This window comes from Kaistella solincola, assembly GCF_000812875.1.
Classification (GTDB): domain Bacteria; phylum Bacteroidota; class Bacteroidia; order Flavobacteriales; family Weeksellaceae; genus Kaistella; species Kaistella solincola.
The window spans coordinates 1,206,926-1,231,863 of sequence record NZ_JSYK01000003.1; the positions used below are offsets into that span (position 1 = coordinate 1,206,926).

21 protein-coding genes are annotated in these 24,938 nt (G+C 40.2%); 10 read left to right on the top strand and 11 right to left on the bottom strand.

The features are described from left to right. Positions 1 to 11 precede the first annotated feature (11 nt). Positions 12 to 1,667, bottom strand: coding sequence for an alpha-glucan family phosphorylase (glgP, locus tag OA84_RS09635; protein WP_039345304.1), 1,656 nt, complete (start codon positions 1,665 to 1,667; stop codon positions 12 to 14). A gap of 163 nt (positions 1,668 to 1,830) precedes the next feature. On the opposite strand from glgP, the gene OA84_RS09640 reads away from it, so the two are divergent. From OA84_RS09640 to mtaB, 3 genes are all read left to right on the top strand, one after another. Continuing rightward, the gene (locus OA84_RS09640; RefSeq protein ID WP_039345306.1) at positions 1,831 to 2,406 is read left to right on the top strand and encodes a DUF1572 family protein; all 576 of its coding nucleotides are present in this window, start codon (positions 1,831 to 1,833) and stop codon (positions 2,404 to 2,406) included. Between the two features lie 95 nt (positions 2,407 to 2,501). Next, positions 2,502 to 3,083, top strand: coding sequence for a cupin domain-containing protein (locus tag OA84_RS09645; protein ID WP_039345311.1), 582 nt, complete (start codon positions 2,502 to 2,504; stop codon positions 3,081 to 3,083). A gap of 125 nt (positions 3,084 to 3,208) precedes the next feature. Next, a complete protein-coding gene (mtaB, locus tag OA84_RS09650) occupies positions 3,209 to 4,558 on the top strand; it encodes a tRNA (N(6)-L-threonylcarbamoyladenosine(37)-C(2))-methylthiotransferase MtaB (RefSeq protein WP_039345314.1) in 1,350 nt (449 codons plus the stop codon). On the opposite strand, the gene OA84_RS11420 is transcribed toward mtaB, so the two are convergent. The 7 genes from OA84_RS11420 to OA84_RS09680 form a co-directional block, all read right to left on the bottom strand. Next, positions 4,555 to 4,713 (bottom strand): hypothetical protein, encoded by a 159-nt coding sequence (locus OA84_RS11420; protein WP_156965060.1) that lies wholly within the window; start codon positions 4,711 to 4,713, stop codon positions 4,555 to 4,557. The two genes, mtaB and OA84_RS11420, sit on opposite strands and share 4 nt — an antisense overlap. 47 nt (positions 4,714 to 4,760) lie before the next feature. Next, entirely contained in the window at positions 4,761 to 7,409 is a 2,649-nt protein-coding gene (locus tag OA84_RS09655; protein ID WP_039345317.1) for an MGH1-like glycoside hydrolase domain-containing protein, read from the bottom strand. Positions 7,410 to 7,451: 42 nt separating this feature from the next. Next, positions 7,452 to 8,261 carry a glucose 1-dehydrogenase gene (locus OA84_RS09660; RefSeq protein ID WP_039345320.1) on the bottom strand — a complete coding sequence of 270 codons (810 nt, stop codon included), beginning with the start codon at positions 8,259 to 8,261 and terminating at the stop codon, positions 7,452 to 7,454. Between the two features lie 27 nt (positions 8,262 to 8,288). Then, entirely contained in the window at positions 8,289 to 8,906 is a 618-nt protein-coding gene (locus OA84_RS09665) for a DUF1684 domain-containing protein (RefSeq protein ID WP_039345322.1), read from the bottom strand. A 74-nt stretch (positions 8,907 to 8,980) separates the two neighbouring features. Beyond that, on the bottom strand, positions 8,981 to 9,400 hold the full coding sequence (locus OA84_RS09670) for a hypothetical protein (protein ID WP_233701835.1): 420 nt from the start codon (positions 9,398 to 9,400) through the stop codon (positions 8,981 to 8,983). A gap of 3 nt (positions 9,401 to 9,403) precedes the next feature. Next, positions 9,404 to 10,909, bottom strand: a complete 1,506-nt coding sequence (gene mqo / locus OA84_RS09675; RefSeq protein ID WP_039345328.1) for a malate dehydrogenase (quinone) — start codon at positions 10,907 to 10,909, stop codon at positions 9,404 to 9,406. A 265-nt stretch (positions 10,910 to 11,174) separates the two neighbouring features. Then, positions 11,175 to 12,203: an NAD(P)H-dependent glycerol-3-phosphate dehydrogenase gene (locus OA84_RS09680; protein ID WP_052252191.1), complete on the bottom strand. Its 1,029-nt coding sequence runs from the start codon at positions 12,201 to 12,203 to the stop codon at positions 11,175 to 11,177. Between the two features lie 227 nt (positions 12,204 to 12,430). On the opposite strand from OA84_RS09680, the gene OA84_RS09685 reads away from it, so the two are divergent. The 4 genes from OA84_RS09685 (at position 12,431) to OA84_RS09700 (ending at position 17,354) form a co-directional block, all read left to right on the top strand. Next, the gene (locus OA84_RS09685) at positions 12,431 to 13,327 is read left to right on the top strand and encodes a M23 family metallopeptidase (protein ID WP_039345330.1); all 897 of its coding nucleotides are present in this window, start codon (positions 12,431 to 12,433) and stop codon (positions 13,325 to 13,327) included. 189 nt (positions 13,328 to 13,516) lie between these two features. Beyond that, positions 13,517 to 15,619, top strand: coding sequence for a type IA DNA topoisomerase (locus OA84_RS09690; RefSeq protein ID WP_039345333.1), 2,103 nt, complete (start codon positions 13,517 to 13,519; stop codon positions 15,617 to 15,619). 211 nt (positions 15,620 to 15,830) lie between these two features. Continuing rightward, positions 15,831 to 16,331 carry an FKBP-type peptidyl-prolyl cis-trans isomerase gene (locus tag OA84_RS09695; RefSeq protein WP_039346038.1) on the top strand — a complete coding sequence of 167 codons (501 nt, stop codon included), beginning with the start codon at positions 15,831 to 15,833 and terminating at the stop codon, positions 16,329 to 16,331. Positions 16,332 to 16,439: 108 nt separating this feature from the next. Then, positions 16,440 to 17,354 carry a mechanosensitive ion channel family protein gene (locus OA84_RS09700; protein ID WP_039345336.1) on the top strand — a complete coding sequence of 305 codons (915 nt, stop codon included), beginning with the start codon at positions 16,440 to 16,442 and terminating at the stop codon, positions 17,352 to 17,354. A 64-nt stretch (positions 17,355 to 17,418) separates the two neighbouring features. On the opposite strand, the gene OA84_RS09705 is transcribed toward OA84_RS09700, so the two are convergent. Together OA84_RS09705 and OA84_RS09710 are read right to left on the bottom strand one after the other, a co-directional pair. Next, a complete protein-coding gene (locus OA84_RS09705) occupies positions 17,419 to 18,099 on the bottom strand; it encodes a type 1 glutamine amidotransferase domain-containing protein (protein ID WP_039345339.1) in 681 nt (226 codons plus the stop codon). Positions 18,100 to 18,128: 29 nt separating this feature from the next. Then, positions 18,129 to 19,289, bottom strand: a complete 1,161-nt coding sequence (locus OA84_RS09710; protein WP_039345342.1) for an iron-containing alcohol dehydrogenase — start codon at positions 19,287 to 19,289, stop codon at positions 18,129 to 18,131. Between the two features lie 303 nt (positions 19,290 to 19,592). On the opposite strand from OA84_RS09710, the gene OA84_RS09715 reads away from it, so the two are divergent. From OA84_RS09715 to OA84_RS09725, 3 genes are all read left to right on the top strand, one after another. After that, the gene (locus OA84_RS09715; RefSeq protein ID WP_143068732.1) at positions 19,593 to 20,261 is read left to right on the top strand and encodes a DUF5694 domain-containing protein; all 669 of its coding nucleotides are present in this window, start codon (positions 19,593 to 19,595) and stop codon (positions 20,259 to 20,261) included. Positions 20,262 to 20,295: 34 nt separating this feature from the next. Further along, positions 20,296 to 21,216, top strand: a complete 921-nt coding sequence (locus OA84_RS09720) for an alpha/beta fold hydrolase (RefSeq protein ID WP_039345348.1) — start codon at positions 20,296 to 20,298, stop codon at positions 21,214 to 21,216. Positions 21,217 to 21,352: 136 nt separating this feature from the next. Continuing rightward, entirely contained in the window at positions 21,353 to 23,476 is a 2,124-nt protein-coding gene (locus OA84_RS09725) for a Tex family protein (protein WP_039345351.1), read from the top strand. 82 nt (positions 23,477 to 23,558) lie between these two features. Here the strand turns inward: OA84_RS09725 and OA84_RS09730 are convergent, their stop codons facing one another. Further along, positions 23,559 to 24,842, bottom strand: a complete 1,284-nt coding sequence (locus OA84_RS09730) for an alginate export family protein (protein WP_039345354.1) — start codon at positions 24,840 to 24,842, stop codon at positions 23,559 to 23,561. Positions 24,843 to 24,938: the final 96 nt, after the last annotated feature.

Sequence of the window (24,938 nt, forward strand, 5' to 3'; positions counted from 1 at the left end):
TTGGTAATGATTTAAAGGTAAATCTGCTTGTAATATTCATCGGCCATTCGGTCGGAATTGAAAGCAACTTTTACATCATCCATCGCGGTTTGCTGTACAGTTCGCCATTCATCCGGACGATCGTAATACATTGGAATAATTTCGTTTTCTAAGATTTCATAAAGCTTATTCAAATCGTAATTATCCTGGTCGTAAACGCTCATATTATCGTAATCCGCTTTCGGCACTACAAATGAGTTTTTGCCGTGTTTGGCAAATTCCGGAATCCAACCATCGTCTGTAGAAAAGTTTACAGAACCGTTCATCGCAGCCGTCATACCGGAAGTTCCGGAAGCTTCACGCGGCACACGCGGATTATTTAACCAAACATCAGAACCTTGCTTCATCGATTTGCTTAAAGACAATTCGTAACCTGTAAGCACCGCCATATTTTTGTAATTTTTACTTTCTTCAACAAGTCCGTTAAAGGTTGAAATCGCGGAATAATCCATCGGATAAGGTTTTCCTGCCCAGATAATCTGCACCGGATATTTCGGATTGTTCAACAGTCTTTCAAACCTTTCTTTGTCGTGAAGCAATAAATCTGCGCGCTTGTAGCCAGCAAATCTGCGCGCCCAAACGATGGTTAAAACATTAGGATCGAATAAATTTCCTGTTTGATCGGCAACAATTTTGAAAAATCTTTTCTTTAAATGCTTTTTGCGGAAATCAAATAAGGTGGAATCAGCTTCATCTTTCGACTGATAAAGCGGTTTATCTGCCCAATATTTAAATTCCTGTGCGTTCGTAATTGCTTTAATTTCACAAATATTTGGGTATTTGCTCCACATTTCACGGGAAACTACTCCATGCAGTTGGGAAACACCATTAGCAACCCTCGCCATTCTGAGCGCACACAGTGAGTGGTTAAAACGGTCATCTTCTACACCTTCGATGTTTTTAACCTGATCAATGCTTAAACCTGAAAAGTAAGACATATCATGGCACATGGTAAGATTATGCTTTTCATTTCCGGCTTCTTCCGGCGTATGCGTGGTGAAAACCAGTTTTTCTTTAACTTTATTCAAATCGCCACCGAATTTCTTCAACAAATAAAATGCTGCCGGCAAACCGTGCGCTTCATTTAAATGATAAACATCGCGCTCGAAATTCATCATGTCCAGAAGTTTTGCGCCACCTTTTCCTAAAAGAATATATTGCGCAAGTTTGGTAGATTCGTTCGCGTCGTACAGACGGTGACAAATTGTTTTTGAAATATGGTCGTTTTCCGGCACGTCGGTGGAAAGGAAAAACATCGGCGCAGTGTGGAAAACTTCCGGCGCCAAATAATACACTTTCACCCAAACCGGCGCGGAATGGATATTTATTTGAAACTTAATGCCCGTGTCCTGCAAAAAAGAATACAATTTTACCGTCCAGGTTGGTTGTAAAGTCTGGTCGTGATTTCTCGCCTGATCGTAATAACCAAATTTCCACAGAATCCCAATTCCTACCAAATCCTGCTTTAGGTTATAAGCACTTCGCATGTGCGAACCCGCCAAAAATCCGAGCCCGCCGGAATATATTTTCAACGCCTGATCAATGGCAAATTCCATTGAAAAATAGGCAACTTTTTTAGAATACTCCGGATTGATGCTGTACGGCATCGTATAGTTTTTAAAATCCATTTTTGTTTAAAATTAAAAATCAGCTGCAAATGTATTGATTAAAAAGCGGTCTGAAAATGAATGACACCAAAATTTTGCAATAGCTGCGCGAACTCATATTAGGCGCCGAATAGCAAATTTTAAAAATTACATTGCGTAAATTTGAGTTTTCAAAAGTTTCATCATGAAAGAAATAATTTTTGCTGAATTCCAGAAATATAAACATCAAACCGACGAGATTTTTTCGGTGTTAAATGAGCCTGTTTTCTTAAAAAAAATTAATGATGAAAGCAAAACTATCGCAGATTTGGTTCTGGATTTTGCTGAAAAATTCGGGGCAAAAACGGCATTTTTTTCTGAAATAGAAAATGAAAAAATTGGGCAAAATAGCAACGAATTTTTTCAAAATAATTTAACTTCAAAAACCGAAGTTCTACAGTTTTGGTCTGAAAGCTGGGAAATTATATTTAAAAACATTGAAGAAATTTCCGCGGAAAAATGGGAAAAATTCGGTCAAATAAGCGGTAAAAAATCTGATTTTGAATCAATGGTTTTAAGCCAACTTTCAAGCTGTGTGTTTTCCGTGGGTCAAATTATTTTTCTTGCAGAATTGCTTCAAAACGAGAAAGATTCTGCTGAAAAAATTCAAACAAAAATTCCGTTTTCGCAAAAACCGGAAAATACAGCCGATTTGCCGGAAAATTCTTCGCCCGTGTGTTTTGCGAAAAGCGACGAAGTGCGCGACGAATACAAAATTTAAAATAGCTGATAAATTTCAGTATTGATTTAAGTCAGTACCAAAAAATATTTCTCCTCGCCGCTTGTGTTTACATTTACACCATCAAAACACAGGTAATGGAAACACCTATCGGATTACAGAAACTCGAGCAGGTTTTAGCAGATCTGAAAGCGAAAAATAGCCTAAGCTTCGAGGAAGTTTGCGATTTACTTTTCACCTTTCACATTAAGGATTTCGAAGAAATCTACCAGATTTCTGCCTTGGAAATTCCAGCAGAAACCTGTATGAGAATTCCGGTTTTTCAGGGCGAATTTTTCGCGGCGCTGAAAATCTGGGGCATAAATTACTGTTCGGTTATCCGGGATCATGTGAATTATGATACCAAACTTAAAGTGCTGAAAGGCAGCCTGACGGAAATTAGTTACCGCGAAAATGACAATTTTATTGAATACGATTCGCGCGCAACAGCTAAGGAAGGCGATATTTTAATTGAGAAAACTACAGACATCAATTCGATTATCAATAATTCCGACGAAATTACGGTAAGTCTTCACGTGTACAGAACGCCGAAACTGAATGTAGAAAACGTAAGGATTTTTGATACAGAACAGCGCAGAATTGGCCAGCTGTCGCACCACGCCACGGTCTGCTCCTGGAAAGCAGTTGATAATCATTTTAAGAAAATAACCCAGATTTAGGGCAAAAATTTATATTTAGTTAGATTTCATTTCATTAAGAATCGCGCTTCGGCGCGGTTTTTTTTCGTAATGAACCGAAATTTTTCTTTGCACCGAATAAATCTTTAAATTTGCAGTCTGAAAATATGGAACATCTTACCCAAAAAACCGCCGCTTTTCATACGCTTGGGTGTAAACTCAATTTTGCGGAAACTTCAACAATTGCACGCCAATTAACAGGTGCCGGCTACGCAAAGGTTAGCTTTGATGAGCGTGCGCATGTGTACGTCATCAACACCTGTTCTGTGACAGAAAATGCTGACCGCGAATGTAAATTTCACGTGAAAAGAGCCATGAAAGCCAATCCCGACGGTTTGGTAGTGATTTTAGGCTGTTATGCGCAGCTGAAACCTGAAGAAATTTCGGGTATTGAAGGCGTAGATTTGGTTTTGGGTGCGAAAGAAAAGTTCAATCTTTTGAGCTATCTGGATGATTTGCAGAAATCTGCTGACAACGGAATTATCCATTCCTGCGAAGTTGATCAGGCTGATTTTTTTATCGGAAGTTATTCCATTGGCGACCGCACGCGGGCTTTTCTGAAGGTTCAGGACGGTTGCGATTATAAATGTACGTACTGCACCATTCCTTTAGCACGCGGAATTTCCCGTTCAGATACCATTGAAAATGTGGTTAAAAATGCTGCAGAAATTGCGTCGCGCGGAATTCGGGAAATTGTTTTAACCGGCGTAAACATTGGCGATTACGGTAAAGGTGAATTTGGGAATAAAAAACACGAGCACACATTTTTAGATTTAATTTCAGAACTCGATACCGTTGAAGGTATTGAAAGAATCCGTATTTCTTCGATAGAGCCGAATCTTTTGAAAGACGAGAGCATTGAACTCGTCGCGAAAAGCAAGCGTTTTGTGCCGCATTTCCACATTCCCTTGCAAAGCGGCAGCGATGATTTATTGAAGAAAATGAAGCGCCGGTATATGTCCGGACTTTACACCAATCGTGTGCAAAAAATCCGTGAAGTCATACCGGATGCGTGTATAGGTGTTGATGTTATCGTAGGGTTTCCGGGGGAAACCGAGGAAAAGTTTTTGGAAACCTATCGTTTCCTAAATGAATTGCCGATTTCTTATCTGCATGTTTTCACCTATTCTGAAAGAGAAAATACGGAAGCTGTAGAAATGGACGGCGTAATCCCAATTGCGGAACGAAAAAAACGCAGCAAAATGCTCCGAATTTTATCTGAGAAAAAGAAAATGGCATTTTATGAAACGCAGCTTGGCAAAACTTTGCCGGTGTTGTGGGAGCACGAAAATAAAAACGGATTTATGTTCGGTTTCACCGAAAATTATGTGCGCGTAAAAAAAGCTTTCGACGAAAATTCCATTAACCAGATTGAAAACTTAAAACTTCAGAAAATAGAAAATGACGGTACCGTAAGTGTACACGCCGCTTTCGAAGCGTTTTTAAGTAAAGTTTAGTTCGTCGGCACAGGTTGAACGGTTCCCGTAGGTAAAATCCGAAATAAGTCGGGGAAAAATACTTGTAAAATCAGGTAAGAAATTATTGCGATGATCATTGATACAATTGCAAAAATCACGATCGGTCCTGGTGTATTTTTTTTTCTTGGTTCCATAGCTGCATTTTTAATGTTAAATTTTTCCCTGCAATTTCTGCACCACCTTATTTTGGAGATTCGGTTTGTGCTTTTGCCATTTTAAATTGGGTATAGCGCGGCTGCAAAATTTTGGCGATTAAACCCGTCCAGCCCGTTTGGTGTGAAGCGCCGACGCCGCGGCCATTGTCACCATGAAAATATTCGTAAAAGAGAATATAATCCTTGAAATCTTCATCGTCCTGAAATCTCGGATATTGGCCGTTAAAAGCGCGTTTACCGTTTTCGTCTTCAAGAAAAATTTTCGCCAGTCTTTTGCTTAAAAAATCTGCAATTTCATTTAAATTTAAATATTCTCCACTACCGGTCGGACATTCTATCTTAAAATCGGGGCTGTAATAAAAAAAGAAGCGCTGCAGACTTTCGATAATTAAAAAATTAATCGGAAACCAAATAGGCCCGCGCCAGTTGCTGTTTCCGCCAAACATGTAACTGTCACTTTCCGCAGGCAGATATTTCACCGTATAGTCCGTGCCACCTAAATTGATATGAAAGGGATTTTCCTCATATTCCTTTGATAAAGCGCGCACACCGTAATCGCTAAGAAATTCTTTTTCGTTCAGCATACGTTCCAGCAATTTTTTCAAACGGTGACCACGCAGCAATGAAAGTAGATGTTTGGATTCGTCACCTTTTACGTCCCAATGTGAAACAAGCGCCGCAAGTTCCGGCTTGTTTTTTAAGACCCATGACATTCTTTCGCTGAAAACCGGCAATTTGTCCAGCATTTCTTCGTCGATGACTTCCACCGCAAACATGGGAATTAAGCCGACAATCGTGCGGATACGCAAAAACATATTCGTGCAGTCTTTCAGTTGCAAAGCGTCGTAGAAAAACTGATCCTGCTCATCCCAAAGTGAAAAATCGCCTTCGCCCATATTGTCCAGCGCATAAGCAATATGAAGAAAATGTTCGAAAAATTTCGTCGCCATATCTTCATACACTTTGTTGTAAAGCGCCAGTTCCAGAGCGATACGCATCATGTTTAAAGAAAACATGGCCATCCAGCTCGTGCCGTCTGCCTGTTCAAGATTCTGTCCGTGAGGCAAGGTTGCATTCCGGTCGAAAATGCCGATATTATCCAAACCAAGAAAACCGCCTTCGAAAATATTGTTGCCGTTATTGTCTTTTTTATTCACCCACCAGGTGAAATTCATCAATAATTTCTGGAAAACGCCTTCAAGAAATTCCAGGTCTGGTTTTCCTTTCTGGACCTCATCAATTTTAAAAACCCGAAATGCTGCCCAGGCATGGACCGGCGGATTTACATCACTGAAATCCCATTCGTACGCCGGAAGCTGACCGTTCGGGTGCATAAACCACTCCAGCGTGAAAAGTTTGAGCTGCTGTTTGGCAAAATCGGAATCGATGAGCGCATAACTTAAAGTGTGAAAAGCCAAATCCCAGGTCGCAAACCACGGATATTCCCACTTGTCGGGCATGGAAATAATGTTCATGGAATTGAAAGTTTCCCATTCTTCATTTCGGATTTTCCGTCGTGATTTCGGTGGTTTTACTTCGGCAGGATCGCCTTCCAGCCATTTTTCGACGTTGTAATGGTAAAACTGCTTACTCCACAACATTCCGGCTAAAGCCTGTCGCTGCACGAGCTTTTCGTCATCGGTTTTAATGCCTTTTTGCAGATCTTTATAAAATTCATCAGCTTCATCTTTTCGTTTTGAAAATGTTTCGTCACATTTTTCAAATGGATTTTCCACATCTTTGTCCGATAACCGAAATTCGAAAATTTTGGTCGATTTAGCCGGAATAATTTCATCGATGAAAAAAGCGGCTTTTGTACTCTTTTTTTCCGGATTTACCGCATTCTCATTTCCATTAATTACATAATCATTAATTCCGTCTTTGCAGTATTTCCCGCTATTTTCAGATTGATACAGCCTTTGGTTATTGGTTTCATTATCGCAAAAAAGGATTTTTTGGGCACTTTTGCCGTAAAAATTTTTAATGCTTAACGCTCTGTGCTTTATGCAGATTTGGTTAGAATTTATTTCATTTAGTTCTGGTCGGTAATCATCGTAGCCCCAGCTCCAGGTATTACGAAACCAAATCGTAGGCAAAAGCACGAGCGGCGCGTCTGCCTCGGATTTATTGGTAACAGTGACTTTAATGAAAATATCCTGTGGTGAAAATTTCGCAAATTCTATAAAAACATCGAAATATTTATTCTCATCAAAAATTCCCGTGTCAATGAGTTCATATTCTGGTTCCAGTTTTCCTGCAGCTGCGTTTCTTTCAATTAATTCTTCGTACGGATACGCGTTTTGCGGATATTTATAGAGCATTTTCATGTAGGAATGCGTCGGCGTGTTGTCGAGGTAATAATAATATTCCTTCACATCTTCGCCGTGATTCCCCTGACTGTTCGTAAGGCCGAAAAACCGCTCTTTGACCATTTCGTCTTTCTTGTTCCAAAGACCCAGTGAAAAAATTAAAAGCTGCTCATCGTCAGAAATTCCACAGATCCCTTCCTCACCCCAGCGGTAAGCTTTGGCTTCTGCGGTGTCGTGCGTCGTATAATTCCAGGCATCGCCGTTAGCGGAATAATCTTCACGCACCACGCCCCATTCCCGGTTGCTCACATAGGGTCCCCATTTTTTCCAGGCTATATCGGGTAATTTTTTGCTTTCTTCGGTCATCGGGTGTGTTTTTTGTTTAAAGGCTTTTGCAACGCGCTAAATTTAGCCGCCGGTAGTAAAAGACTCAAAAGTGGTCATGCCGCCATCGATAAAAATGCTTGCGCCACTGATATAATCTGCCAAATCGCTCGCTAAAAAAACGGCGAGATTTCCAATATCCTGCGGCTGGCCGATTCTGTTATATGGAATCAGCGTCAAAAGCGAATTCATTTCCTGTTGCGTTTCCCAGGCGCTTTTATTAATCGGGGTTTGGATTGCGCCGGGACAGATAGAATTCACGCGAATCCGGTCGGCGCCGTATTCCTGGGCCAAAGTTTGCATCAACATTCTGATAGCGCCTTTGCTGGCTGCGTAATTTGCGTGCCCAGCCCACGGAATGATTTCGTGTACCGACGAAATATGGATGATTTTTCCGCATGCAACGGAACGCGCCGGATCAATTCCTCTTCTTAAAAATTCTTTTATGGCCTCACGCGCGCAGAGAAACTGTCCCGTTAAATTCACACCAATTACGGCTTCCCAGGCGCTTAACGACATTTCCGTAAACGGCGAATCTACCTGAATTCCAGCGTTATTCACCAAAATATCCACTGTTCCGTAATTATCGGTGACTTCTTTAAACATTTTAATCACCTCATCTTCCTTCGAAACATCGCACTGGCAAAGCATTCCTTCGCCGCCTTTCTCAACGATTTCATTTAAAATAACTGCGGCTTTTTCGCGTGAGCTTTCACTCGGATAATTAATGACCACGTTCGCGCCGGATTCCGCCATGGATTTTGCAATTCCCGCTCCGATGCCGCTGGAGGAACCTGTGATTAAAGCGACCTGGTTTTTTAATGAAACTTCCATATTTATATATTTTTGAAATGATGATTTTTAATGATGATATACGTCATCGTACATCACGCCAGCCTCAATTCTTACCGGTAGAAAATTTTCTGGCGGAACAATCGGGCAGTTATAATCGAAAGCATTGTAAGCGCAGTACGGCTGATAAGATTTATTAAAATCGATGATGATTTTGTTTTTGGCTGGAATTTTTAAATCCAGATATTTTCCGCCGCCGTAAGTTTCTTTGCTGTTGGTTTCGTCGCGGAATGGCAAAAAAAGATAATCTTCATATTCTTTCTGCTTCATTAAGTCTAAACTTTGGTAAAGCGAAACGGTGTAATTTTTTCCATCTAAATTAAATGTTGCTTTACCGTATTCGCGGTATTTTTTAGTTTTCCCGGAAGAAGTTGGCATTTCGAAAGTTTCCGGATTTTCGGTTTTCTTGAAATCTGCATTTATCCGATATTTTAAATCGATCGGGAAAAACGGATGCGCCGTAAAACTGGTAAAATTACTTCCGCGCAATGGTGTTGTTTTTATGTTTTTGTATTCGGAATTCAATTCCTGTTGAAAGTTTTTAATGTCCGAAACCGGGTTTTCAGCAACCGACGTGGCGCAGGCGAAAATCAGAAAAAAACAGGCAAAAAGGGCGATATTTTTCATTAAATTAAAATTAAAAAAGATAAACTATCAGCAGATAAAATCGCTGATACGAAGTTTCTAAAAAAAAGGCCGTTTTAAGACGATATTTTTACACGGTAAACATCGGTACCGTTTCTTTTTATATTCGGCACGTAAAATCCGCCATCTTCCGGTATTTCTTCTTTGAGGTCAAAACTTTTACAGTCGCGCGGCAAGCCGGAAAAAACCAGCGTAAACCAAAAGTCTTTATGCGACGGAACCTCTGTCCAATACGGAAAAAGCGAAATGTTTTCGTGGTGAATCAGCGTGCTTTTGTGGCTGGAATTATTATCGATTAAAAACGTGGACGCCCAAATGCGTACCAGCATTCCGGAAAACGGACTGCCCGGAAAACAGCAATGCACGATGACCTGTTTTTCTTCTTCAACCAGTGGCTGAAGCGATTCCAGAATCTCCGTGGTGATTTCCGGCTTTGTAACGGTGCCGGGCTCGCTCATTTTCCAAAGCAGTTTCATTGCTTAATAATTCAGTTCCAGTTTTTCCTTGGTATAAGCGCGAATTTTTTCAGTCAGCTCAGGATTTTGGGATAATTTCTGGCCGTAAGATGGAATAATTTCGCACAGTTTTTCCTTCCATTCGTTTTCCACCTTGTCGGGAAAACATTTTTCAAGCACCTGCAACATCGCATAAGCAGCGGTAGAAGCGCCCGGCGAGGCACCCAATAATGAGGCGATTGTGCCGCTTTTATTCACCACGACTTCGGTCCCGAATTCCAGTTTTCCGCCGTCTTCTTCATCTTTTTTAATGATCTGCACACGCTGTCCCGCAATTTTCAATTGCCAGTCGTCTTCATGCGCGTCTTTCACAAATTCCCGTAAATGTTGCATGCGCTGATCTTTCGTCATCGCGACCTGTCGGACTAAATATTGAGTTAAAGGCAAATTATGCCACCAAGCACCAAACAGTGAACGGATGTTTGAAAAATTCACACTTTCGGGCAAATCCAGATAGCTTCCTTCCTTTAAAAATTTCGTTGAAAAGCCCGCAAAAGGCCCGAATAAAAGCGCCTGCTGACCATCGATGATGCGCAAATCTAAATGCGGAACGCTCATTGGCGGGGCATCTACAGTGGCTTGCGTGTAAACCTTGGCTTGATGTTGTGCGATGAGTTCAGGTTTGAAGGAAACCAGCCATTCACCGGAAACCGGAAAGCCGCCGTAGCCATCGCTTTCAGGAATATCCGAACTGTCAAGCAGAGGAAGCGCATAACCGCCAGCGCCGATAAATACAAAATCAGACGTGAGTTCGTACTTCTTCGGATGCATGCGGTTTTTGACTTTTATTTCCCATTTTCCGTCGTGGCGCGGATCGATGTCTTTTACGTCGTGGTAAAGGAAAACATCAACATTAGAATCATCAGCGAGAAACCGTCCCATTTTTCTGGTTAATGTCCCGAAATTAACATCGGTTCCCATATCCATTTTTGTAGCCGCTAAATGCTCGGTTTTTTTGCGGTGGCTCATTATTAAAGGAATCCATTCGCGCAGCTGGTTGTGATCGGTGGTAAACTGCATTCCCTGAAAAAGATGAGATTGCGTCATTTTTTCATGCCGGCGGCGCAGAAACTCACCATCGCCTTTGCCAAAAACCAAACTCATGTGCGGACAGGAATTTATAAATGTTTTCGGGTCAGATATATAATTTTTGGAAAGTAAGAAAGACCAAAACTGTTTAGAAACTTCAAACTGTTCAGCTATTTTTTCAGCTTTTGAAATATCAATGGAACCATCTTCCTGCAGAGGTGTATAATTTAATTCACAAAAAGCAGAATGACCGGTTCCTGCGTTATTCCACGCGGCGGAGCTTTCGCGGGCAAAGCGGCCGAGTCTTTCAAAGATTGCGATATTTAAAGTAGGTTCCAGTTCGTGAAGTAAAGTTCCGAGCGTGGCGCTCATAATTCCACCACCTATTAAAACTACGTCGTAGTGCGACTTCGGAACTCGTGCAGCGATATATGAAGGCATAAAAAAACAGTTTTGTGTTACGAATTTCGGTAAAACTTTTGTTTTAAAGCTAATGGAACTTGTTAAACTTAACTTAAATTAAGCCCTGAAAATCACAAAATTTCAATCAAACAAGACCAAAAATTTCTGAATAATAAAATTTATAAAAGCAAAAATTTGGTATTTTAGCAGGAAATATTTTGAAATTTTTAAATTGAAAAAATTCCACAAAAAAAGCCCCGAACAAGGGCTAATTTTTGAAATGATGAAATATTTTGGTTTAAATTTAATTCAACATCAAAGTCAGTTTCTTAAATTCAGTTTCAGCATTTTTTTCTTTGTATAGAACCCCGTAAATCGTATCGATAATCGGTGTTTTCAGTTTTTTATCTTTCGCCGTATGATACACGGAATCTGCAGCGTAATAACCTTCCGCAATCATATTCATCGATTGTATCGCTGATTTCACGGTGTAACCTTTTCCGATGAGATTTCCTAAATTTCGGTTTCGCGAAAACAGGGAGTACGCCGTAACCAGCAAATCGCCGAGATACGCGCTTTCATTCACATCACGCGGAACTTCGTACACCGCATCGAGGAAAACTTCCATTTCGCGTACTGCATTAGAAACAAAAACCGCCGTAAAGTTGTCGCCGTAACCCAGTCCGCTGGAAATTCCCGCGCCTACGGCATAAATATTTTTCAAAATCGCGCTGTACTCGTTGCCCAAAATATCTTTGCTGCAATGAACATTGATAAAATCTGAGGCAAAAAGGCCGGATAATTTCTGCGCAACTTCTTCTTTCGCCACCGCAATCGTGAGGTAAGAAAGTCTTTCCATACCGACTTCCTCGGCGTGACAAGGGCCGGCAAGTACGGCCTGATTGGTGAAGCCAATTTTAAATTCATCCCGTAGATAGTGCGCCACAACATCGTTCACTGCGGGAACTATCCCTTTTATCGCGGAAACGAAAATTTTGTTTTGGTAATCGCAGGTCATTTTTTCCAGCGCTGCTGAAAGGTAAATGGATGGTGTTGCAAGCACAACCACTTCGCAGGCTGAAACTAGCTCGTTAATATCTGTAGTAATTTTCAAATGCTTTACATCAAATGAAACCGACGTGAGGTAAGTTGGATTGTGACCGCGCAGCTCTATTGCGCCTTTTACAAACTCATTCCGAACACACCAGTGCACCACTTCGCAGTTTTCTACCAGCATTTTTACGATGGCCGTGGCAAAACTGCCGCTGCCCACAACACCTACAGCAATCTGGTTTTTTGGGCGTTTTTTGTCGGAATTTTTCTTTTTTATCATATCGGATACGGAAAAGTTTTCAGCTTCACTTATCGCCATTCTGGCTTTCACAAAGATATTAAAGCTTTCTGAATTACCATTAATAAATGTTTTTTGTCATTAAACTGAAAGTTGTTAGAATTATGGAAACCAAAAAATTAGGTGCTTATTGCCCCGAATTTTTTATTTATTTTTTTCTTAAATTTGCAGCTCATTTTTTTCGAAAACCTTAAGACGATTTTATAAAGATGAAAAACTTTTTAAGCAGCAAAAAAAATATTAATGTAATCCTGGGATTTTTAGTATTAATGATTTTTGGACAGGCGCTGTTAATCGGAAAACTCTATGCTGAAAAGGATTATAAATCCTACGAAGTAAATTTGGTTCCCATTAAAACCGAAAAAGACAGCATTGATTATCACAGCATGAAAAATGACCTGGCACTCGTAGACCACACGGTGCGCGAGCTGAATTCCTTTCTGGCTTCAAAAAACCTAAGCGAAGGAAAAATAGAAATGTTAGCGAAAGACAGCCTTTCGAATGCAGTTTATCTTGCGAAACAAACCAACCGTTACAGCCAGTATTTAATGGATTTACAGCTGAAACTTCAGCAGGTTCCGCTCGGAATTCCGACGGACGGTTATATTTCTTCGCAGTTCGGGAAAAGAACGAATCCGATTCCGCCAAAAACCGTGATGTTAGCTTCATTTAAACCCGTAAAAGCTGAGCCCCAATACATTGAAGAAAAAGACAGTTTAGGAAATGTGGTGAAAAAAACATTGGTTGCAGTTACTCCAGCGCCACAAAATAATGCTCCCGCAGAAAAAGACCAAATTCAGTTTCACAAAGGAATGGATTTCGCAGTAGCGCCCGGCACACCTGTTCGCAGCGCGGCTTCCGGAAAAGTGATTTTCGCGGGCGTGAAAGGCGGTTACGGAAATTGTGTAATCATTTCTCACGGCAATGGATTGGATACTTTGTACGGACATTTATCCGCGATTTTAGTAAAAACCAACGATGTTGTAAAAGTAAACGACGTGATTGCGAAATCCGGAAATACTGGCCGCTCCACCGGACCGCACCTCCACTACGAAGTACATAAAAACAATACACCGGTAAATCCGAAATTGTTCATTAATATTTAATAAAATTCAATTTTATACAATAGCGCTTCTGAGTTTTCGGGAGCGTTTTTGGTTAAATTCAATTTTGCTAAAACCTAAAAATTGCTTCATTTAGCAGCCAATTTTCCTGAAATAATTTCAAAAAATTAAACTTTTTTGTGGTAAAAATTGTGGAGATTTGCACCTCGTGTAAAAATCCGTCGTAGAAGTATGAAGTTATGTATTGCTGAAAAGCCTAGTGTTGCCCGTGATATTGCCAAAGTTTTGGGAGCAGATATGCCCAAACAAGGTTATTTCGAAGGAAACGGCTATTGGGTTACCTGGACTTTCGGCCATCTTTGTACGCTGAAAGAACCGCACGATTACGGCGCGCACCTGAAATCCTGGAATCTTATTTTTTTACCCATTATTCCGGAACCTTTTGGTATAAAACTGCTGGATAATCCCGGAGTGCTGAAACAGTTTAAAACCATTGAAAATTTGGTTGAGGAATGTGAAGAAGTCATTAACTGTGGTGATGCCGGGCAGGAAGGTGAAGTGATTCAGCGCTGGGTTCTCCACAAGGCGAAATGCAAAAAACCGGTGAAAAGACTCTGGATTTCTTCGTTGACAGAAGAAGCAATTCGCGATGGTTTTGCCGCCCTGAAACCTGCTAAAGATTACGAAAACCTTTATTTAGCCGGAAATGCGCGCGCCATTGGCGATTGGCTTTTAGGAATTAATGCGACACGATTATTCACCAGAAAGTTTGGTGGAAATAAAAGTGTACTTTCTATCGGGCGCGTGCAGACACCGACGCTCGCGATGATCGTTCAGCGGCAGAAAGAAATCAATGCTTTTGACACGGAAGATTATTGGGAACTGAAAACGAAATACCGCGACGTGATTTTCAGCGCGGCGATCGAGCGCTTAAAATCGAAGGAAAAAGCCGAAAAAGGCCTCGAGTATCTGAAAAAAAATCGTTTTGAAATCATCGCTTTTGAAATTAAAGAAGGAAAAGAAAAAAATCCGCGGCTTTTTGATTTGACCTCACTACAGGTTGAAGCCAACAAAAAATACGGTTTTTCGGCCGAAAATACGCTGAAATTCATCCAAAGTTTATACGAAAAAAAGCACACGACTTATCCGCGCGTGGACACCACTTACCTTTCGGAAAATTTATATCCGAAAATTCCGGGAATCCTGGAAAGCATGAACTTTTACACCGAATTGACGGCACCACTTTTATTGCAGCCTTTACCAAAATCAAAAGCGGTTTTTGATGATGCAAAAGTTACCGATCACCACGCCATCATTCCGACGGAAATTCCGCCGACATCCAATTTAAGCCGCGAAGAAAAACTGATTTACGACTTGGTGGCGAAACGTTTTATCGCGGTTTTTTATCCGGAATGTAAAATTTCAAATACTTTGGTGGAAGGTCAGGTGGGCACCATTAATTTCAAAACCAGCGGAAGGCAAATCCTGGAAATGGGCTGGCGCGAAGTGTACAAAAAAGAAGACGCTGAAAAAAAGGAAAAAGATGAGGAACAAACCATTCCGGAATTTACAATAGGTGAAACCGGGCCGCACAAACCTTTAATTCATCAGGGAAAAACCACGCCGCCGAAAGCTTTTACGGAAGCCACTTTGCTGCGAGCCATGGAAACCGCGGGCAAGCAGGTGGAAGATGAAGAACTGCGCGAAATGATGAAAAATAACGGCATCGGCAGACCGTCAACGCGGGCTAATATTATTGAAACGCTTTTCCGGAGAAAATATATCGAGCGAAAAAAGAAAAATATTTTTGCGACAACAACTGGTGTTGAACTTATCGATACGATTCAGGATGAGCTTTTAAAAAGTCCGGAACTGACCGGTGAATGGGAATCGAAACTGAGAAAAATTGAACGCGGTGAATATGAAGCTGAACAATTTAAAAAAGAACTTATTGAAATGGTGACAACTTTAACTAAAAACGTCATCAATGAAAAAGCAAAAGTTATCACGGCTCACGAAGAAGTAAAACCAAAAGAAAAAAAGGAAGCTGTTCCTCGTAAAATCACGACAATTATTTGGGAGAAAGAAATTTGCCCGAAATGCCGGGAAAATAAACTTATGAAAGGAAAAACTGCGATTGGCTGTTCTGATTTTAAAGGCTGCGGTTTCAAAATTCCTTTTCAGGTTTTCGGAAAAAAACTCAGCGAAAAACAAATTCAGGATCTCGTAACCAAAAGCAAATCAGCAAAACTAAAAGGTTTTACGGCGCATCCGCAAAATATTTTGGAAGGAGTTTTGCATATAAATCAGGAATTTTCGCTGGAACTGAAATAGAAACTTTACCCGATTATTTCATGTTTTTTCAATTTTAAAAAAAGGCCATTTCAGCGCCGAAAATTTTAAAACCGAAATTTGTTTTTGATATTTTTAAAAAATTCGCCGTTTTAGCACCGAGAATTTTGAAAACTTGAAATCATTATATTTGTACTGAATGGTTTTAGGTAAAACTCACTCCATTTTATTAAAACAGGAAAAAAAACAAGTCATGACAGTAGACAAAAATCACGTAGTTGCGCTGCACTACACGCTAAACGCCATTGAAGAAAACGGCGAAAAATCATTTATCGAAAAAACAGATGCGGAGCAACCTTTCGTTTTTTTATACGGCGTCGGTATGATGTTGCCGAAATTCGAAGAACAACTTCAGGGCCTGTCAGCAGGTGATAAACGCTCTTTTACCATCACTCCGGAAGAAGGTTATGGTGAAAAAGTTGCCGATTCTACCACGCAGTTGCCGGCAGAAATGTTCGGAGATTCGGGAATGCCGCCGGTTGGCGCTATTTTGCCGCTGCAGGATCCGGACGGAAATCACCTCAATGCGGTGGTTTTGGAAGTTACGCCAGAAGCTGTAACTGTAGATTTGAACCATCCGATGGCGGGAAAAACTCTGCATTTCGAAGTTGAAATCGAATCAACAAGACCAGCGACCGAAGAAGAATTGCAGCACGGCCACGCGCACGGCGCTGACGGTCACAGCGGACATTAAAATAACTTTTTACAATTTAAAGCTGCGATTTTCGCGGCTTTTTTTGGTTTAAATTCAAACCAAATCGAATTAAAATATCTTTTTTATCTTTAAATAAATAATGCGATTATGAAAGATCAGGCAATAAATTTTTCGATCGGTTTGCAGAACTCTGTCATCAATTATTGGAATATGTTCGTGCTTTCACTGCCACGAATAATGCTTGCGCTGCTGATTTTACTGTTTTTTTATTTCGGCTCAAAATACCTGTCCGCGCTGATCAAAAGAAAATTTTTAAACGAAGATCACGATCCGCTTTTCGTAAATTTCCTGAGCAAAACATCGAAAGTTTTACTGGTTATTGTTGGAGTTATTTTAGCGATGCAGGCAGTTGGTCTCAGCGGTATAGCGCAAGGGTTACTTGCAGGAGCCGGAATTTCAGCTTTTATTTTCGGTTTTGCTTTTAAAGATATTGCGGAGAATTTTCTTGGCGGTTTAATCTTAGCTTTTAACCGGCCCTTCAGCCTGGATGACACGATACAAATCCGTGATTTTGTAGGCCATGTTAAAGCTTTGAATTTTCGGACAACACATATTAAAACTTTTGATGAAAAAGATGTTTTTTTACCGAATTCCATTGTGGTAAAGGAGCCGGTGACGAATTTTACGCGAGACGGACAAATCCGTGTCGATTTTGCAGTCGGCATCGCTTATGAAGACGATATTAACCGCGCCATTTCGCTGATTGTTAAAACTGTAAAATCCATCGCTGACCACGTCAAAGACCAGGAACCTTTTTCCGTGGTTGAAGAATTGTCGTCCGGAACGGTAAATCTTCGCGTCTATTTTTGGGTAAGAACCATCGATTACAAAAAAGGCGTGCTTGAAATAAAAAGCGAAGTCATCCGCCGGGTAAAAGAAAATTTAATAAGAGAAGGCTTTTCGCTGCCGTCTGATGTTCAGGAAATTAAATGGTACGACGGAAATAAAGCGTTTCCGGTTGATATTTTAAATATGAGAAAAAAACCGGAGGAAACCTCCTAATAAATAAAAAATTCCAAAGCGAAAATCACTTTGGAATTTTTTATTAATAAGAATTTCAGGGAAATTATTTTTGAAGTTTTGCCAACAACATTTCAGCAACTTTTTCTGAGGAAGCTGGATTTTGACCGGTGATCAACAAACCGTCTTCCAAAGCGTATTCTTCAAAATCGCCGGCTTTGCTGTAAATCGCGCCTTTTTCTTTCAGCATATCTTCAACCAGGAAAGGAACAACATCGGTCAGTTTCACCAATTCTTCTTCGGAATTTGTAAAACCGGTGACTTTTTTTCCTTTTACCAAAGCTTCGCCATCAGCATTTTTAACATTTTTCAAAGCTGCAGGTGCATGGCACACAAAAGAAACCGGTTTTCCGGTAGTATAAAAATCCTCGATAAGCTGCGCGGAAACCTCGCTTTCCGCCAAATCCCATAAAGGACCATGGCCACCGGGATAGAAAACCGCGTCGTAATTATCCGCAGAAACTTCCGAAAGTTTATGTGTTTTGCTCAATTTTTCCTGTAATTCTTCATCCGCTTTAAATCTCTTTGTGGATTCCGTTTGATTTTCCGGTTTGTCGCTCGTGGGATCGATGGGCGGCTGACCGCCATTTGGTGACGCCAAAACGACGTCCACTCCTTTATCGACCAAATAATAATACGGACTTGCAAATTCTTCTATCCAAAAGCCGGTTTTTTCACCGGTATTGCCGAGTTCCGAATGTGATGTAAGGACAAATAATATTTTCATAATTTGTGTTTTTTAATGTTTTTAAAAATTTAGTAACTCATTTCGATAATTTTCTGCGCGTCCGATGGTTTCAGGGATTTATGTTCGCCAAGACCTTCCCAACCTCTCTTTGTAAAGCGTTTTGCAACGGTGCTTCCGGTTTCTGAATAATCTTTGGTGTAATCCGAAAGTTTAATATCAATTCCTAAAGATTTGAAGAACTCATCGGTTTTCTCGATTCCGGCGTGCGCTTTTTCTTCTAAAGTTCCCTCGGTAATATTCCAGACGCGTTCCGCGTATTGCGCTAATTTTTCTTTTTTGGTTTCAAAATTATATCGGTAATGATTTCCTGCTAAAATGACTAAAGTTCTGGCGTGATCAATCCCGTACATCGCGGTAAGTTCGTGTCCCATGGAATGGATTGCCCAGTCGCCGGGAACACCTTGCTGAATGAGTCCGTTCAGCGCCATGGTACAGCTCCACATAAAATTGGAAGCAGCTTCGTAATTCGACGGATCCGACATAACCTGCGGGGCAACTTCAACCAAAGTCTGCATAATGCTTTCTGCGAAACGGTCCTGCAATTTAGCTCCTATTGGATACGTCATATATTGCTCCATCACGTGCGTAAAGGCATCTGCAATACCGTTCGCAAGCTGGCGCTGCGGAATAGATTTAATGACTTCCGGATCGAGAATTGAAAAAACCGGAAACATGCCGGGACCGCCGAAAGATAACTTTTCCTGAGTTTCAGCGCGCGTAATCACCGAACCGGAATTCATTTCCGAACCCGTCGCCGGCAGCGTTAAAACCGTTCCGAACGGTAAACCTTCGGTTACCGGTTTTTTGTTGGTTAAAAGTTCCCACGGTGTTTCGCCTTCATATAAAGTGGCTGCGGATAGAAATTTCGTACCGTCGATGACGGAGCCGCCGCCTACTGCTAAAAGAAAGCTAATGTTTTCATCTTGAATGATTTTCAGCGCGTCCAGTAAAATGCTGTATTCCGGATTTGCAGGAATTCCGCCGAATTCCAAGACTTCAAAATTTGAAAGTGCAGATTTTACCTGCTCGTAAATTCCGTTTTTCATAATGCTTCCACCGCCGTAAAGCATTAAAATTTTAGAATTTTTGGGTATTTCTGTTGCGAGATTTTCAATTTGTCCTTTACCAAACAAGATTTTGGTGGGGTTTCTGTATTTGAAATTATTCATATGAATTTATTTTTTTCGGTGCTTTTTGGGCATTTTTTCGTGAATTTCTGAATACCAAAGGTACCACCTAAAATTTAAAAATTTCATTTGTTTTTTCTATTCTGGATTTCTAAAATAAAATTTATTAACTGAAATAACATTTGCGATATTTTGCGCTTTTCGAAAAATTTGGCGCTATTTGGCTATTTTTATTAAATTTGCATTTTAAAAAAAAAGCGCTGTTTAATGGTTAAAAATCTTCTTATTTTTCTTCTTGTAAGCCTGTTGTTGCTAAGTTGTAAAACCGCAAACAAAAATATTTACATGCTGCCAACTTTGCATTCCATTCATAAAATTAATGCGAATTACGATTACCGTCAGCTAAAGGAAGCTGTGGCAGAAATCAATCCTGATATTATCGCTGTTGAAATCCGTGCTGAAGATATTTCGCAGGATTCTTTGTACCTAAAAAAGAATTATCCGTACGAAATGTGGATGATGAAAAAATGGTTTCCGGCAAAGAAGATTGTTGGTTTTGACTGGCTCGGAAGCGATATCGAAGGTCAGTTTATCCCCGCGAACTATTGGAAAGAAATTTCACCAATTAAAAAATACGAAAAAGCGCTTGCGGAAGATTCCGTTTATTCTGCAAAAAAAGCAAAATGTGAACATTTCAGCACCGAAAGACTTCCGATTTTAAAGACTAACAGCCTGGCAGAATTGCTGAAAAGCAAAGATGCGCAGCTCACCAGCGATTTTTACAATTGTTTGAATAAAAGTCTGGAAGGCAGTATTCATCAGCGCGTTCCTGATTTTTATGCAAAAAGAAATGACGAAATTCTGAAAAATATCCGGGAGATTATTTCGGAAAATAAAAATAAAAAAATTCTTTTTTTAACAGGCGACGACCATTATATTTTTCTGAAAGACAAAATCGAACACCGCACAATTCAAGATAAAATAAAAACTAAAAAATTAAAAACTAATATTTAACTAATCTGTTTGGCGCGCCAACCTTTCATCAACCATGAAAACAAAACATTTAAGCATTTTATTAATTGTATTGAGCCAAATATTTTTTGGTCAGAAAAAGGCAGAAAATATAAAAACAGCTCAGGAATTTTTTACCGTAACTTCAGACAGCACTAAGCTTTTCACCAGGATTTCCGGCACCGGCGACCTTTGCATTTACGTTCACGGCGGGCCCGGAATGTGGAGTGATTCCTTTGAAAATTTAAAAGGAAAAAACCTGGAAAGCCGCCTGAAAATGGTGTATTACGATCAGCGCGGCAGCGGAAGATCTTTCGCGGCAACGCAGAATAATTATTCGGTAGACAGAATGGTAGAAGACATTGAAGATGTACGGAAAAATCTGGGTTCGCCGAAGGTTTATCTGATGTCACACTCGTTTGGCGGAATTATCGCCACAAGTTATGCCGCGAAATACGGCGAAAATTTAAAAGGTTTAATTCTTGTAAATTCCACGCTTTTTCTGAATAATTCCGTAATCAGCCAGGTTGCGTATGCGAATAAGCTTGCAGGAACGAAAATTGAAATTAAAGACGACCAGTTTATGCCTGCACTTTCGGAAGCGATGGGCGCTTTAAACGATAAAGGTTTGATGTACAAACTGCTGACCGACAGCCCGAAAAACATGGAAATCCTGAATAAAATCGATGAAAAAAGACCCGAAGAAAACGGTTTCCGCAACAACGTCTGGTCGATGAACGAATATTTTGAAGATTTTACAAAATTAACTGCGGACGTTAAAGTTCCGGTTTTGGTAGTCACTGGCACCGAAGATCACGCCGTTGGTCCGGATCATTATAAATTATTCAAATTTCCGAACCAGAAAATTGCAAAGATAAAAGGCGGGCATTTGCTTTATTTCGAAAATAATCCGGAATTTTTACATAGCGTTTTCGGTTTTATCGGCAAGAAAAATTAGCCGCTAAAAAGGTATTTTTTTAATTTACACGTAGGTTTTTTTAATTCTGATTTAAAATTTCAGCGTTCGAAAAGCCTGCGTTTTTCTGTTTTAAATTCCTTTATTCTTTCTATTTTAGCGCTCTGAAAATTACCGCATGACGCCTGCAGACTTTATAAAAAAAACCCTTAATTTACCCGAAAAAAATATCGATGCAACATTAAAACTGTTGGCGGATGACTGCACAATTCCCTTTATTTCCCGCTATCGGAAAGACGCGACAGGAAATCTCGATGAAGTTCAGATTGAGGAAATCTTTAAACTGAAAAGGCAGTTTGAGGAAATTTCAAAACGCAAGGAAAGCATTTTAAAATCCATCAGCGAGCAGGATGCTTTAACTAATGATTTAAAACATAAAATTGAGCAAAGTTTTGATATTTTACTATTGGAAGACCTTTATTTGCCATTCAAAAAAAAGCGAAAAACAAAAGCTGATGCGGCAAAAGAAAAAGGTTTGGAACCTTTAGCAAAAGCGATTACACAGCAAAACATCGAAGATTTGGAAGCTTACGCTTCGAAGTTTTTAAATGAACAGGTTGAAACTGAAGACGAAGCTTTACAAGGCGCGCGCGACATTATCGCGGAATGGATTAATGAAAATACTCTCGTACGGAAAAATCTGCGCCGACTTTTTCAGCGCAAAGCCTGCATCAGTTCTGAAGTGGTAAAAGACAAAAAAACAGACGAAAACGCCCAAAAATTTGCGCAGTATTTCGACTGGGAAGAAGCTTTACATAAAATTCCGTCGCACCGTTTGTTGGCTATGTTACGCGCGCAAACCGAAGGTTTTGTGAAAACAAAAATCGTCATCGATAAAGATGAAGTTTTGAATTTAATTGAAAGCGCGCTCATCACTTCGAATAACGAATGTTCGGAGCAGATTTCATTAGCCATAAAAGACAGTTACAAAAGATTGCTGAAACCCGCCATTGCCAATGAAGTTTTGCAGGAAGCCAAAGAAAAAGCAGACCAAAAAGCTATTGCCATTTTTTCGGAAAATCTGCGCCAGTTGCTGCTCGATTCACCGTTGGGTGAAAAAAGAATTCTGGCGATTGATCCGGGTTTTAAAAGCGGCTGCAAAGTTGTGTGCCTTGATGAAAAAGGCGATTTGCTGCACAATGAAACTATTTACCCGCACGCGCCGCAAAATGAAAGCGGCATGGCGATGAAAAAAATCCGGTCGTTGGTGAACTCCTTTAATATCGACGCGATTTCGATTGGAAACGGAACCGCGAGCCGGGAAACCGAATTTTTCATTAAAAAAATTGCCTTCGAAAAACCGCCGCAGGTTTTTGTAGTGTCGGAAGCTGGCGCTTCGGTTTATTCGGCGAGTAAAATTGCGCGTGAGGAATTTCCGAATTATGATGTTACGGTGCGCGGCGCGATTTCAATTGGGCGAAGACTTTCGGATCCGCTGGCGGAACTGGTGAAAATCGATGCGAAATCCATTGGTGTCGGACAATATCAGCATGATGTTGACCAGATTCAGCTTAAAAACGAACTCGATTCTACGGTGATGAAATGTGTAAATTCCGTTGGCATCAACTTGAATACCGCCAGCAAATCGCTTCTAAGCTACGTTTCCGGAATTGGTGAAAAGATGGCGGAAAATATCGTAAAATATCGCGCAGAAAATGGCGCTTTTCAGGAGCGGAAAGAATTGAAAAAAGTGCCGAGACTGGGCGAAAAAGCTTATCAGCAAGCTGCGGCATTTATTCGGATTTCGAATGGTAAAAATGCTTTGGACAATTCAGCAGTTCACCCGGAAGCATACGCTATTGTTGAAAAAATGGCTAAAGATTTAGGTTTGAAAACCGAAAATCTTATCGGAAATAAAGAAAAAATAAGCTCAATTAAGGCCGAAAATTATGCTACTGAAACGGTGGGAATTATTGGTGTTCAAGATATTTTGAAAGAGCTTGAAAAACCCGGTTTGGATCCGCGAAAAGCCGCAAAAATTTTCGAGTTTGATTCCTCGGTGAAATCAATCAAAGACTTAAAAGCCGGAATGATTCTGGCAGGAATTATAAATAATATTACGGCTTTCGGCTGTTTTGTGGATGTCGGTATTAAAGAAAGCGGTTTGGTGCACATTTCCCAGCTAAAATCAGGTTTTGTCTCGGACGTGAATGAAGTGGTAAAACTTCACCAACAGGTTCAGGTTAAAGTTGCGGAAGTTGATGAAGCGCGGAAAAGGATTCAGCTGACAATGATTTTTTAATGGTTAATGGTAATTATAAAAAAGCTGGATATTTCCGTAGAAATTCCAGCTTTAAACAAAACAAATTCTGAAAAAATATCTTCTATTTCACCTTAAATAAAGAGGAAAAATTTAATCCTAACCATGTCCAGCTCTGCATCGAAGACGGATTTGCCACATTTTTAAGACGTTTCATTCCTTCCGCCGCAAACATTTGCGAATGACCAAGTTGCATCGTAAAAGCGTTGGCGAATTTATAATTGAAAACAGCGTCTGCTTCTGTACCTAAATATTTAGAAAGATTTTTCTGTTCTTCGACATCAAATCCAAGTTCGGCATTGGCTTCAAACGCGTGAATCTGGAGCGCCAGCGAAGCTTTCGGCGTAAATTTAAAATTGGATTTAAGGTAATAATCATTCAAGCCCACATTATTGAAATGATTTCCGACGAAAAAATAATCCATAAAACCATTGAATTTATGGTTGGTTCCGTACAGCGGGCTGAACGAATTATTTTTGAAATTATTGGCGTCATAATCTGTCCCGGAAAGCCATTCAGCTCCTAAAATCACATTAGCTTTTGGATTCAAAATAAAATCCACATTTGCAGAAAACTGATAAGCATTTTTGCTTTGTGCTAAAGTATTTTTACCGGTTTGCCAATACGCTGAACCAAAAAAACCGAAGTTTTCGTAATATTTTTTAGCATTTACACCAATGGTCAACATATCATAATGTGTTCCGGTCACATTCTGAACAACATTATTAAGTCCGATAAAAGAAAAGCTGGCTTTTGGTAAAAGATACTCATAATGAACGATCTGCATTGATCTTGTGCGTTCACCGGAATCCAAAATGCCGTAAAATTCTCTGTCTCCCAAATCATTTGTATCAATTTCATCGTTGTTATAGGTAACAACGGCCTCGAGTTTGGATTGCGGACTGAAGCGGAAAATGCCTTTAGCGCCGTCAAAACTTCTCCCCTGCATTTGCCAGTCTAAAGCACCAAGCAATCTTTCGTCGTCGTAGGAAAGAATTTGGCGACCAACTTTTACCGCCGCATTTTTATTAAACTGATATTTTGCCCACGCTTCATTGACGTTCAAGCTGCCGCTGCGCTGATCGGTTGAAGCCACTTCGCCCCAAACGCGGACATCCTGCAAGGACATGTAAAGCTCCACATTTTGGAAATAATAATCTACACCTAACCTGGCTCTGGAAAAAACGGTAGTTTCAGGGCTTTTATTTTTGGGAATTAATGTTTTATAACCGTTATCCAGCTCTGCACGCGTGCGGAAATCAAGGTTTAATTTTAAACTGTCAACCTGGGCCTGTGCGGAAAAGCTTATAAAAGTAAGGGCGGAAAGCGCTAAAATATGTTTTTTCATGATTTTCACAATTTCAAATAAGATAATTTTGTCTTATTAAATATTGGTGCGAAAATACTTAGAAAATTCCCCAACTCTTTGCTGAGTTCGGCCCTT

Excerpts from the sequence above, each read along its gene's own strand:
- glgP (WP_039345304.1), bottom strand. The coding sequence starts at position 1,667 with ATGGATTTTAAAAACTATACGATGCCGTACAGCATCAATCCGGAGTAT.
- OA84_RS09640 (WP_039345306.1), top strand. The coding sequence starts at position 1,831 with ATGAAAGAAATAATTTTTGCTGAATTCCAGAAATATAAACATCAAACC.
- OA84_RS09645 (WP_039345311.1), top strand. The coding sequence starts at position 2,502 with ATGGAAACACCTATCGGATTACAGAAACTCGAGCAGGTTTTAGCAGAT.
- mtaB (WP_039345314.1), top strand. The coding sequence starts at position 3,209 with ATGGAACATCTTACCCAAAAAACCGCCGCTTTTCATACGCTTGGGTGT.
- OA84_RS11420 (WP_156965060.1), bottom strand. The coding sequence starts at position 4,713 with ATGGAACCAAGAAAAAAAAATACACCAGGACCGATCGTGATTTTTGCA.
- OA84_RS09655 (WP_039345317.1), bottom strand. The coding sequence starts at position 7,409 with ATGACCGAAGAAAGCAAAAAATTACCCGATATAGCCTGGAAAAAATGG.
- OA84_RS09660 (WP_039345320.1), bottom strand. The coding sequence starts at position 8,261 with ATGGAAGTTTCATTAAAAAACCAGGTCGCTTTAATCACAGGTTCCTCC.
- OA84_RS09665 (WP_039345322.1), bottom strand. The coding sequence starts at position 8,906 with ATGAAAAATATCGCCCTTTTTGCCTGTTTTTTTCTGATTTTCGCCTGC.
- OA84_RS09670 (WP_233701835.1), bottom strand. The coding sequence starts at position 9,400 with ATGAAACTGCTTTGGAAAATGAGCGAGCCCGGCACCGTTACAAAGCCG.
- mqo (WP_039345328.1), bottom strand. The coding sequence starts at position 10,909 with ATGCCTTCATATATCGCTGCACGAGTTCCGAAGTCGCACTACGACGTA.
- OA84_RS09680 (WP_052252191.1), bottom strand. The coding sequence starts at position 12,203 with ATGATAAAAAAGAAAAATTCCGACAAAAAACGCCCAAAAAACCAGATT.
- OA84_RS09685 (WP_039345330.1), top strand. The coding sequence starts at position 12,431 with ATGAAAAACTTTTTAAGCAGCAAAAAAAATATTAATGTAATCCTGGGA.
- OA84_RS09690 (WP_039345333.1), top strand. The coding sequence starts at position 13,517 with ATGAAGTTATGTATTGCTGAAAAGCCTAGTGTTGCCCGTGATATTGCC.
- OA84_RS09695 (WP_039346038.1), top strand. The coding sequence starts at position 15,831 with ATGACAGTAGACAAAAATCACGTAGTTGCGCTGCACTACACGCTAAAC.
- OA84_RS09700 (WP_039345336.1), top strand. The coding sequence starts at position 16,440 with ATGAAAGATCAGGCAATAAATTTTTCGATCGGTTTGCAGAACTCTGTC.
- OA84_RS09705 (WP_039345339.1), bottom strand. The coding sequence starts at position 18,099 with ATGAAAATATTATTTGTCCTTACATCACATTCGGAACTCGGCAATACC.
- OA84_RS09710 (WP_039345342.1), bottom strand. The coding sequence starts at position 19,289 with ATGAATAATTTCAAATACAGAAACCCCACCAAAATCTTGTTTGGTAAA.
- OA84_RS09715 (WP_143068732.1), top strand. The coding sequence starts at position 19,593 with ATGCTGCCAACTTTGCATTCCATTCATAAAATTAATGCGAATTACGAT.
- OA84_RS09720 (WP_039345348.1), top strand. The coding sequence starts at position 20,296 with ATGAAAACAAAACATTTAAGCATTTTATTAATTGTATTGAGCCAAATA.
- OA84_RS09725 (WP_039345351.1), top strand. The coding sequence starts at position 21,353 with ATGACGCCTGCAGACTTTATAAAAAAAACCCTTAATTTACCCGAAAAA.
- OA84_RS09730 (WP_039345354.1), bottom strand. The coding sequence starts at position 24,842 with ATGAAAAAACATATTTTAGCGCTTTCCGCCCTTACTTTTATAAGCTTT.